This window comes from Robinsoniella sp. RHS (genome assembly GCF_001029355.1).
Taxonomy (GTDB): Bacteria; Bacillota; Clostridia; order Lachnospirales; family Lachnospiraceae; genus Robinsoniella; species Robinsoniella peoriensis.
On the sequence record NZ_JNGB01000134.1, the window covers coordinates 1 to 11,751 of the forward strand.

The window sequence follows — 11,751 nt, forward strand, 5'->3', positions numbered from 1 at the left end:
TCTTTTACGCAAACAGCCGAAACATACTGCGCAGCATCCAATAAAGAACAGCCCGTCACAGCCCAGGGGTTCCAACCTGCTGAGAAAACCAGCTTTGTATCAACAAATGCTATCTCGGAAAGATGGGTGTGGGAAACTGGTATGGGCGTAGGAAGCGTAGAGCAGAGCTGAGTATTTACTTACCTTTTCGAAGTGTTTTTTGGCGGATAGTATTCGACTGGCTCCCATCGGATACTAAGCGGGCAGTGAGCTGCGAAATGCATCAGGATTTCGGAGCGAATGCCCGCGTGCCGCCAAAAAGCGCTTCGGAAAGGTTAGAAAATACCAGTTCTGCGGCCAGCTGACGGAGTCCATGCCAGTTTCCCACACCCATCTTTCCGTACACTACCTACATATACAAAGCGTCTTACTCAGCTAAACCCCAATATATATAAAAAAAAAGCCCGGTGCCCCCGGGTTTTTTTATTTAAAAGAATTAGGAATCTATTTTACAAAACATATTGAAAATTCACATTGCAAAAAACCTGTTTCAAATCCATATTTTAAGAAAAGAAACCGTTTTATATGCAATGATTTTAAGCTTAAAAATGAATATATTGCAAAAAGAAAGCAATATGTGGGTAGTGTTTGGCAAAAAATGCAATGCATTGAAAAATAATCTGCCCTATAATTAAGAAAAACCAAAGGAAAAATTGTACAATCTATCCAAAGTAAAACAGACATTGGATGTACGGAATATCAGAAAGGAGCTTGGAATGAGTTATGACAATGCATGGCTGAATTACAGGATGAGGCAGGATTGCCGTGATAAAAAGTATTTTAGTAAGGTGTATGCCGGGGATAACTGCCTGTATACGCAGACAGCAGTCAGGGAGCTGGAAATAGCGGCACGTGAAATACTGGATATTAAGACAGAGCGTGTGGGGAGTGCCGAGAAAGCAGGTATCTGGCTGAAGCTGGATCAGAATTCAGAGGCTGGAGAAGAGGGATACCATATCCGGGAAAAGGATGGGAGGATTATCATCAGCTCTGCAGGAGGCAGAGGACTTTTATATGGGAGTTTCGCCCTGATCCGACGCTTGCAGCTGGAGCAGACGCTGGAAGGAATCTGCATTGAGCAGGTACCATCCAACCCTTACCGTATGTTAAACCATTGGGATAACATGGATGGCAGCATAGAAAGAGGATATTCCGGCAATTCGTTCTTTTTTCAGGACGAGATGGTTCTTGTAAATGAACGTACCCGTGCATATGCCAGGCTGGCAGCGTCGGCAGGGATCAATGCATCCGTAATCAACAACGTGAATGTAAGGGGAAATGCAACAAAACTTATAACGGATGTGTATGGGGAAGAACTCAGACAGATGTCGGAAATATTTGCACAATACGGTATCCGCCTGTTTCTGAGCCTGAATTTTGCAGCCCCTATGGAACTTGGTGATCTTGATACGGCAGATCCTTTGGACGATAGGGTGAAAGCCTGGTGGAAAGAGGCTATGGCAGATATTTTTGGAAGAATCCCCAATCTGGGAGGATTTCTGGTAAAGGCGGATTCCGAAGGACGTCCGGGACCTTTTACCTATGGCAGAGACCATGCGGACGGAGCAAATACACTGGCGGAGGCAGCAGCGCCTCATGGAGGAGTGATTACCTGGAGGTGTTTTGTATATAACTGCCAGCAGGACTGGAGAGACAGGAAGACGGACAGGGCTAAGGCAGGATATGAAAATTTTATGCCGCTAGATGGAAAGTTTAAGGAAAATGTAATCCTGCAGATTAAGAACGGTCCTATGGATTTCCAGGTCAGAGAACCGTTATCCCCCCTATTGGACGGGCTTCAGGATACAAATCAGATACTGGAGGTTCAGATTGCACAGGAATATACCGGGCAGCAGAGGCATATCTGCTATCTGATCCCCATGTTTAAAGAAATTTCAGATGGATCCTTCCGAAAAAATAACTGGGGCATGGCTGCAATATCCAATACCGGAAATGACGAAAACTGGACGGGGCATGATCTGGCGGCAGCAAATCTATATGGCTTTGGAAGGCTGAGTTTTGATTCTGAGCTTACCGCAGAAGAGATAGCAGAGGAATGGGCAGTATGTACTTTTGGAAAGAATGAAAAAGTAACAAAAACAGTTGTGAAGATGCTGCTTATGTCCTGGCCTGCATACGAGAAGTATACATCCCCTCTGGGAATTGGGTGGATGGTAAATCCAAATCACCATTACGGTCCCAATGTAGACGGATATGAGTATGACCGATGGGGAACATACCACAGGGCTGATCATTTGGGAATCGGTGTGGACAGAAGCTCCCGGGGTACGGGATATGCCCGGCAGTACCGGGAACCGCTTGCATCCATCTATGAAAATATCCTGACGTGCCCGGAAGAACTGCTCTTATTTTTCCACCATGTTCCTTATACCTACCGTTTGAGATCGGGAAAGACGCTGATCCAGCACATCTACGATACGCATTTCGAAGGAGCGCAAGATGCGGCTGAACTGGCAGTCCTGTGGGATTCACTGGAGGGATGCATTTCAGAAAAGGTATTTGAGCGGGTAAAAAAACGACTGGAACATCAGAAGGAACATGCAGGAGAATGGAGGGATCAGATTAATACCTATTTTTTCAGAAAAAGTATGATCCCGGATGAAAAAGGACGGCATATTTATGAATAAGTTAGAAAGGAAATCGCCCAAGCCAGCTTGCGCTATTCAGAGGTATGAAAATGAAAGAAAGTAGTGGTGATATGTTAAAACCAAAAGTATCCGGGAAGACAGTGACGTTTGGTAAAAAAGAGTCTCTGCTTCGCCATATAAAAAAGGAATGGAAGCTGTATACTTTCCTTATACTTCCAATCCTGTACTACATATTATTTAAATATGTTCCGGTCATCGGAAATGTGATTGCTTTTCGCCGGTATAAAGGAGGACCAAACATTTTAGGCCAGGATTGGATTGGACTGCGCTATTTCAAACAGTTTCTGACCGATCCCTCGTTCTGGAATGCGTTCTTTAATACCCTGAGGCTTAGCATCGGTTATCTGCTGATCCGGTTTCCGGCGACGCTGATATTTGCCCTGCTGATCAATGAGATCCGGAAAAAAAGGTGGAAAAAGACGGTACAGACCATTTCCTACCTGCCACATTTTATCTCACTGGTTGTAGTATGCGGTATGGTTAAGGAATTACTGGCAACGAATGGTCCGGTTAACTCCCTGATTGCCTCTCTGGGATTAGACAAGATTCCTTTCCTCTCCGAACCGGGCTGGTTTGATGCTGTGTATATCGGTTCCGGTGTCTGGCAGGCATTGGGATGGGGAACCATCCTCTATCTGACCGCCATGACAAACATAAATACAGAGCTGTATGAGGCGGCGGCAATAGACGGGGGCGGAAGGTTCAAACAGGCAATACACGTGACAATTCCCGGAATTCTGCCAACCATTATGACACTGTTGATTATGGATATCGGGGGTATCGTAACTTCCAGCAATATGCAGAAAATATTGCTGCTGTATAATCCATTGACCCAGGAACGCGCGGATATCATTGGAACACTGGTGTATCGAATGGGTATTGCAGGAGGAAATTTCAGCTATGCGGCGGCAGTCGGATTATTTGAGGCTTTGATTGGGCTGATCCTGGTAACCAGTGCAAACTTCCTCTCGAAGAAATTTACGGATACATCACTGTGGTAGAAAGGAGCAGAATTATGAATAGAAAGCCAACAAAAGGATATCTGGCATTTCAGGCGGTAAATACGGTTGTCATGGTGCTTGTGATCATCATAACCCTTTATCCGTTTATCTATCTGATTGCGCAGTCCTTAAGCAGCGACGCTGCTGTCAGCGCCGGACAGGTTACGCTGTTCCCCATTGATTTCAGCCTGGAGACATACAAGTATATATTAAGAGATGATTCATTTTTTAAATTTTACGGCAACACCATTTTCTATTCCATAGCCGGAACGGCAATTTCCGTATTCGGAACCGCTATCCTGGCATATCCCCTGTCAAAACCCAGGCTGCGTATGAATAAATTTTTTATTCCGTTTGTGGTGTTCACCATGTATTTTACAGGAGGCATGATCCCTAACTACATACTGGTAACACAGTGGCTGAAGCTGGGAGATTCCATATGGGCAATCGTACTTCCAGGAGCGATAAGTACCTTCAATCTGCTGTTGATGAAATCATTTTTCACAGGACTTCCGGAGGAACTGGAAGAAGCGGCGGCAATGGACGGCATGGGAGTCTACGGTGTATTCGCAAAAATTATTCTGCCTCTTTCCAAGCCGATCCTGGCTACGATGACATTGTTTTATCTGGTAGGGATGTGGAATGAATGGTTTGGACCGTTCCTGTATCTGGAATCCAGGAACAAATGGCCTATCGCGTTATGGGTAAGACAACTGGTAGAGGGGGCGAATCAGGTGGACATCGGTTCCACCGCAGAGGCAAGCAGCGTGCAGGCAACATTAAAATCAGCAACAATGGTACTCACTTCATTACCCATTATCTGTGTATACCCATTTGTACAGAAATATTTCGTGCAGGGTATGACAATGGGAGCGGTGAAGGGATAGGCGCGTCCAGAAAAGGGCAATTGGTTTAATGGGTGGAAATCCCATACGGCAAGGCGTAGCGAGCCACCGTTAGCGAGTCTTGGGTGCTGACTGGTAACAGGCAGGGCTAAGCGTAAGTGGCTGAAATGCAATCGTGCGATGCCATTGAAGGTATTGATGCCAGCACTAAACCGAAAGTTGGTGGGACACTACTGATACTACGGCTTAACGTATAACGTACAGTCGTTGGTGAAGTACCATTATTACACTACGCAACTGCTGTTTCAGTGGATGAACCGCAGAAGTCAGAAGAAAAGCTACAACTGGGAGGGATTCAAGCAGATGTTGGATTATTATCCGATGGTATATCCCAAGAGATATTTTAATCTCTATGCGTAGCTTGCAACTGTAAATGTTATTATGAAGAGCCGTATGCGGGAAAGCCGCACGTACGGTTCTGGAGAGGATTTCATATGGTGACATATGATTTTACTAAACCATCCGGAACTTAGTTGTGTAATAAAAATTATTATTCAAGGAGGAATTAATATGAAGAAGAGATGGACCGCACTAATGATGGCACTTGTTTTGGCAGGGACACTGACTGCATGCCAGGGAGGAGAAAAGGAATCAGCGTCAGGCAGCAAATCTGATCTGTCAGAATCTGCATCAGCCGGAGCACAGCAGGATTTGGATTACGAATTTGGAGAAGACGTAACCTTCCATTCAGATGAACCGGTTGAATATACCATGATGTATTCGGATCATGAAAACTACCCGGTTAAGGATGACTGGAGGCTGTGGAGTGCAATTAAGGAAAAGTCAAATACAACTTTTAAACTGACCTCGGTAGCCCGGTCAGACTACAATGATAAGGTGACTGCAGCCATAAACAGCGGAAGCGCGCCGTATATTGTTCCGAAAATCTATGATTCAAAGCCATTTGAGGACAGCGGACAGATCGTCGCTGTCAGTGACTGGGTGCAGTATATGCCCAACTTCCAGAAACAGGTAAAAGAATGGGGAATGGAAGAAGATTTAAAACAGATACTTGCGGCAGATGGCAAATATTACCGGCTTCCGGGCATGTGGGAATCAGTGGCAGGCGGATACTCCTTCATTATCCGTAAAGATATCTTCGAGGCTGCGGGAGTAGACATGAGTAAGGAAGCGCAGTGGACCTGGGAAGATTTCTATACGGCGCTTATGAAGGTGAAAGAATATACCGGCAAAGACAATATCTGGTCTGATCAGTTTCAGCTGGGGTGTGCAATGAACATAGCAGCTAATGTGTATGGCGTTAAGGCCGGAAATTCTGCTGACGGCGGAGACTGGGGGCTGCAGGATGGAATGAAATTTGATTTTGACAAGAACGAATTTTATTTTGCAGATACTACGGAGGACTATAAGGAATTTCTGAGATACTTTAATAAGGTCTATCAGGAAAAAATTCTGGATCCTGAGACCTTCACTCAGGACAGCACCCAGGCACAGGCTAAATTCTTCCGAGGTGATTCTTACGTCCTGACAGCAAATTACCAGATATTATCTGATATTCAGGCGCAGAACAAAATGCAGGTGGATGGTGCAGAGCTGTATTTTATGACAACCCCGTCAGGTCCAAAAGGAAATCTGAAAGTATCCAGCGCTTCCGGTCGTTTTGAGAATGGAATTGTGATTACGAAAAATGCATTGGACGATCTGGGAGAAGATGGGTTTATCAAAATGCTCCGCTTTATCGACTGGCTATGGTATTCTGATGAAGGGCACGAACTGACTCAATGGGGTGTTGAGGGAGAGACCTATACAAAGGACGACCAGGGAAATATTACCCTGAATTCAGATATTTATTACAATGGTTTTAACCCGGATGCAAAAAAACAGTTGAATGTGGAATATGGTTTTGGGGGCGGTGTTTTTGCATACGGAGGTAATGTACAGATTCAGCTTTCCAAATTCACAGAATCCGAAAAAGAGTGGAATGAGAGGATTAACGCAAATAAAACAGATCAGAAACTGGCACCGCCTGTACTTGCTTCGGAGATGCAGAAGGAGGAACTGAATCTGATTAAAGTACCACTGATGGATTATGTGAATACTGCGGCACTGGAATTTATCACCGGTAAGAGAGATATTGACAAAGACTGGGCTTCTTATGTAGCTGACTGTGAATCCAAAGGTAGTACGAAATATACGGAAGAGGTCAACCAGATATTTTTAGACACAAAGGATATTCTGGGAATGTAAATCGTAAATATGCACATTTATACCGTGTGCAGGAAAGAGGGCTGGCATACCGCACAGCCCTCTTATTTGGCAGAGCAGACGATACGGAGGAAAACTTATGAAGCAAAGGAATACACATATAATGAAACCCGAAGATGAACGCCAGTATATGCTGAATGATAAATTTGAAATCATGGAAAAGTATGGGGTGCCTACGGGTGCCCTGCAGATTCATTTTCACAATTTTTATGAGATATTGTATATAGTGGACGGAACTTTTAACTGCCTTATTGATAACACCACATATTACCTGAAGCGCGGAGACTTCCTCCTGATAGACAGAAATCATATGCATCATTACCAGTATGTGGAGAAACAGCATGAGGATTCCAAGCGGATACTGCTGTGGATTAAAAAAGAATTCTTAAATGAGCTGTCGGGACCGGAAGTGGATCTGACCGGCTGTTTTACTATGGAAGGGGCACCGGCTTATCATTTTCCGGCACATCACGAAGATAAACTGGCAGATTACCTGTTTCAGATCCTGTTTGGTATTTCCACAGAAGAGGGGATAGACGCAGAACAGATGCTGATAGAAAAATCCTATCTGACTTTATTTTTTGTTTATTTAAACCGGCTGTGTACCAGACAGAGGTTTCAGTTTACGGAAGAGGAAACCACAACCAGTGAAATGATGAAAAGAGTAATTGAATATATTGACCGGCATATCGCGGAAACCATTGCAATCGAGGATCTGGTAAACCTTACCAGCATGACAAGGTATCAGTTTCTGCGTACCTTTAAATCCATTACGAGTATGTCCATCCATGATTTTATTATAAAAAAGAGGCTGCTTGCCGCCTGTGAGCAGATCTGGCAGGGGAGCCAGATCTCTGATGTGTACAAACGGTGCGGCTTTGCAGATTACTCCTCTTTTTTTCGGAATTTTAAAAAGGCATATGACATGTCACCCCGGGAGTTTAAAACCTATTTTGAACAGGCTGAGTAGCAGTTTAAAGTGTTTTGCTTTCCGGAATCGACCAATGCTCCAGATAGGCAGCCTCGGCCGACGGTGGATAATACATCTCAACCCCAAAGGCGGCTGTACGGATCTGCTGTTGTTTTAACCAGCGGTCCATGAACTTATCCGCTTTGAACACCGCATCTCCGTACAGCTGGGAGATATTTTCCGCTTCAAAACCACAGACCAGATATTCACAGGCAGGCATTTCGAAGGTCTGATAGCCATGGACTGTTGTACCTGGAATGATTTCTGCACCGGCCATGTAGATGCAGTTCCCCTCTTTTGCATTCCCCAGATACAGGGCACCAAGTTCATTGCCCTCCGGCAGCAGATTGGGAATGAGAGGCTTGATTTTATGAAAATCCTCCCAGAGTTTCGCACCTGCGGCAACTCCGGTAGTTTCGCCGCCCATAAGCTGGGCAATTGGAATCTCACCTTCAATGCCGGCAAATGTTCTCGGCTGATCCAGCTTCCGGCGGAAGATTTCAAGTACCATTCCGTCTGTGATTAACGGAACATTCTCGTCTACCATTACATAGTTTAATATGAGATCCGGTTTGATAAAATGATTTAAAACCACTGGATCAGCGCGATACTGTTCCGGAGTGATGCCAAAGGTTTCTTTAAATGCCCTTGTAAAATTTGAGTGGCTGGAAAATCCGTACTCCATTGCAATATCTACAATGCGGCTGCTGCTGGATTTAAGAATTTCCGAGGCTTTTGACAGTTTACGCATTTTTATATAATCATAAACTGTTTTATTTACGAGGCGGCTAAAAAGCCTCTGGAAATAGAATGGAGATAAAGCTGCGGTTTTTGCCAGGGTTTCGATTTGTAATTCTTCATTTAAGTGTTCTTCTATATAATCGATCGTGGATTGTATTGATTCCCATGCGTGCATTACCTGCACCTCCTTTATTATTGTTGGCAATGAGCCAAGGCAGACATGCTTGCATGTCCATTTGGCGGCGGCCGCGATGGCTGGAGCGAGCGTGTCTTAAAATTGTTTTCTGGTTGCTGAATAGAATATACCATATCTCAAGTAAATTATGCTTATCAAAGAGTGCTCTTTTTTCCTTTCTTTTTTTCTTTCCTCAAATTTCTATCAATAATGTTAAGAAATATTAAGTAAATGTTACAATTGTGAGGATATTACAAACTTATATCACAATATTTCGTTAAAATATTCCTATTCTGGAATGATTGGGGAGAAATAAATGGCGATCTTAATTAAAAATATTACAAAATCTTTTACAAAGAATGATGACACAAAAATGCTGGCAATTCTTGAGAACCTTTCCCTGAGTATTGAGAAGCAGGAGTTTGTTTCTTTTGTAGGGCCTTCCGGATGCGGAAAGTCCACGCTGCTGAGAATTATGGCAGGACTGCTGGATTCAGAAGAAGGTACAGTGGAGATTGGCGGAGAAATAGTAAAAGGACCCAGCAAAGAAAGAATGATGGTATTTCAAGATTATGTACTTTTTCCGTGGATGACTGTTTACCATAATATAGCAATGGGTCTTAAAATTGGAAAAAATGATAAGGAAAGAATTCAGAAAAAAGTGGACTGGGCAATTGATCTGGTAGGGCTGAATGGATTTGAAAAATCCTATCCTAACCAGTTATCAGGAGGCATGAAGCAGAGAGTGGCAATTGCCAGGGCACTGGTTATGAATCCAAAGATATTGTTGATGGATGAACCCTTCGGGGCGCTGGATTCATTTACCCGTATGAAATTACAGGATGAGCTGGTCCGCCTTTGTGACAGAAAAGAGTTTACCACCTGTTTTGTAACCCACGATTGTGAAGAAGCTGTATACTTATCTGACAAGATAGTTGTATTTACAAACTCTCCTGCAGAAATTAAGGAAATCATCACGGTGGACCTGCCAAAGCCCAGAAACAGGACAAGTCCGGAATTCCAGGCGATCAGGAACAGGATTCTGGAACTGGGTATCGGTGCATGAAAGTATGGGGGATATTCCGGTACAGCGTGATGCGCAGCTGTCAGAAAGCAATTTTCAGACACGCTCAAGTACCTATTAATATAGGAATATATAATTAAAATATTAACTATGAGGAGCACAGAAATGCAAACAGCAACGTTTAGAACATTGATTGGAGACATGGCGGAAAAATACCAGGATCGATGCTTTGTCACCTGCGCGAGAACACTTCGGTCCCTTACCTATATAGAATTGCGTGATAAGATTGATGCAATGAGCCTTCATCTTCGGGCATTGGGACTTCGGAAAGAAGATAAAGTCTTACTTATGATGGAAAACAGTATTGAGTTTGCCATAACCTATTTTGGAGTTACCGACACCGGAGCGGTGGTAATTCCAGTCAATACATATTTAAAGGAAGCGGAGCTTTCTTATCTCATCACGGATTCTCAGGCGAAAGCAATCATTACAACTGAGAAGTTCGTTGAAAATATCCCAAAAAAATATAGAATAAAACAATTGTCTATGGCAGATGGGCATATATTCCTGAGCATTGGACTGAAAGCTGCCGGTACACCGGGAGCACCGGAAATTCCCGAAACAAAGCCAGAGACGGATGACGTGGCAATGCTGCTTTATACATCAGGAACTACCGGGCATCCCAAGGGAGTAATTTTAAGTTACCGGAATCTGCTGGCGAAAGCAGAGCATATCGCGGCGGCCCATAAGCTGACAGAAAAGGATGTGGCGCTGTGTGTACTTCCCTGGTTTCATATTAATGGACTGGTAATCACCCTGATTACACCTTTATTCTCAGGCGGAAGTATTGTGATAGGCGGCAAATTCAGCGTGCGCAGCTTCTGGAAGGATATTGAGAAATATAAGACTACCTGGTTTAGCGGGGTTCCTACGATGTATTCCCACTTGCTGGCGAAAGGAATCCCGGAAGACGTGGATTTCAGTTCCATGCGTTTTGCAAGATCCGCTTCTTCGCCTCTGCCGGTAGCAGTTCTGGAGGAGTTTGAACAGAAATGCGGTATGCCCATAATAGAATCCTATGGTATAACGGAAGGCTGCAGCCAGATTACCACAAATCCCATGCCTCCCCTTGCAAGAAAACCCGGTTCTGTGGGACTGACATTTGGAAATGATATTAAAATCGTGGATACAGAGATGAATGAACTGCCAACAGGATGTCTGGGAGAGGTTCTGATTAAGGGAAATAATATAACCAGAGGCTACTATCATAAGGAGGAAGAGACGAAGAAAGCTTTTACGGGAGAGTGGTTCCACTCAGGAGACCTTGGATATCTGGATGAGGACGGATATCTGTTCTTAGATGGCAGAATTAAAGAACTGATTAACCGTGCAGGAGAAAAGTTCTCACCCAGAGAGGTAGATGAGATCATTTATCAGATGGATGGGGTAGAACTTGCCGCTACCGTAGGCGTTCCGGATGCAGTGTATGGGGAAGAAGTAGCTGCTTATATTAAAGTGAAAGAAGACAGCAGCCTGGAAAAAGAAGATGTAATCACCTACTGCAAAGAAAGGATAGCGAGCTATAAAGTTCCGCGGATGGTATTTTTTGTAGAGGATATTCCCAAAGGAGGAAATGGGAAAATCCAGCGTTTAAAATTAGTGGAGATGTTTAAGAAAGGACAAGGGGTAAAGGAATGAGAAAGTGGAAGAAATTAGTAGGAATGGCAGCGGTAGCAGCAATTTTTGTATGTGGATGCGGAGCAGGGGAGACAGCAGCAACATCCGCAGAGACAGCAGGAATGACGGCAGAAGATGCTGCCAGTGACAGCACGTCACAGGAAGTATCAGACAAAGATACGGAACAGGATACCCAGGGCAGCAGTGAAGCAGCAGGCGGTGACAATGTAATACGGGTTGGCTCCATATTGGCACTGGGGACGGCAACTCCTTTCGTTGCACAGGAGAACGGGTTGTTCGAAGGAAGCGATATCTCTATCGAAG

9 protein-coding genes and 1 pseudogene are annotated in these 11,751 nt (G+C 44.2%); 8 read left to right on the top strand and 2 right to left on the bottom strand.

All coding sequences use genetic code 11. The annotated features are described in order from the left end of the window. Positions 1–262: 262 nt before the first annotated feature. A complete protein-coding gene (locus tag RHS_RS31990; protein ID WP_255348096.1) occupies positions 263–385 on the bottom strand; it encodes a hypothetical protein in 123 nt (40 codons plus the stop codon). A gap of 370 nt (positions 386–755) precedes the next feature. On the opposite strand from RHS_RS31990, the gene RHS_RS25465 reads away from it, so the two are divergent. The 5 genes from RHS_RS25465 (at position 756) to RHS_RS25485 (ending at position 7,810) form a co-directional block, all read left to right on the top strand. Beyond that, a complete protein-coding gene (locus RHS_RS25465; RefSeq protein ID WP_047834767.1) occupies positions 756–2,687 on the top strand; it encodes an alpha-glucuronidase in 1,932 nt (643 codons plus the stop codon). Positions 2,688–2,737: 50 nt separating this feature from the next. Continuing rightward, on the top strand, positions 2,738–3,709 hold the full coding sequence (locus RHS_RS25470; protein ID WP_044289516.1) for a sugar ABC transporter permease: 972 nt from the start codon (positions 2,738–2,740) through the stop codon (positions 3,707–3,709). A gap of 14 nt (positions 3,710–3,723) precedes the next feature. Then, positions 3,724–4,596 carry a carbohydrate ABC transporter permease gene (locus RHS_RS25475; RefSeq protein ID WP_044289514.1) on the top strand — a complete coding sequence of 291 codons (873 nt, stop codon included), beginning with the start codon at positions 3,724–3,726 and terminating at the stop codon, positions 4,594–4,596. 528 nt (positions 4,597–5,124) lie between these two features. Beyond that, positions 5,125–6,822, top strand: coding sequence for an extracellular solute-binding protein (locus RHS_RS25480; RefSeq protein ID WP_044297464.1), 1,698 nt, complete (start codon positions 5,125–5,127; stop codon positions 6,820–6,822). Between the two features lie 97 nt (positions 6,823–6,919). Beyond that, positions 6,920–7,810 carry a helix-turn-helix domain-containing protein gene (locus RHS_RS25485; protein ID WP_047834768.1) on the top strand — a complete coding sequence of 297 codons (891 nt, stop codon included), beginning with the start codon at positions 6,920–6,922 and terminating at the stop codon, positions 7,808–7,810. A gap of 4 nt (positions 7,811–7,814) precedes the next feature. Here RHS_RS25485 and RHS_RS25490 read toward each other — a convergent pair whose 3' ends face one another. Beyond that, a complete protein-coding gene (locus tag RHS_RS25490; RefSeq protein ID WP_047834769.1) occupies positions 7,815–8,726 on the bottom strand; it encodes a helix-turn-helix domain-containing protein in 912 nt (303 codons plus the stop codon). A gap of 316 nt (positions 8,727–9,042) precedes the next feature. On the opposite strand from RHS_RS25490, the gene RHS_RS25495 reads away from it, so the two are divergent. The 3 genes and pseudogenes from RHS_RS25495 to RHS_RS25505 all read left to right on the top strand — a co-directional run. Next, positions 9,043–9,792, top strand: coding sequence for an ABC transporter ATP-binding protein (locus tag RHS_RS25495; RefSeq protein ID WP_047834770.1), 750 nt, complete (start codon positions 9,043–9,045; stop codon positions 9,790–9,792). A gap of 123 nt (positions 9,793–9,915) precedes the next feature. Beyond that, positions 9,916–11,448, top strand: coding sequence for an AMP-binding protein (locus RHS_RS25500; protein ID WP_047834771.1), 1,533 nt, complete (start codon positions 9,916–9,918; stop codon positions 11,446–11,448). Beyond that, positions 11,445–11,751 (top strand): annotated as a pseudogene (locus tag RHS_RS25505) (hypothetical protein); the annotation flags it as partial. The gene RHS_RS25500 and the pseudogene RHS_RS25505, both read left to right, overlap by 4 nt.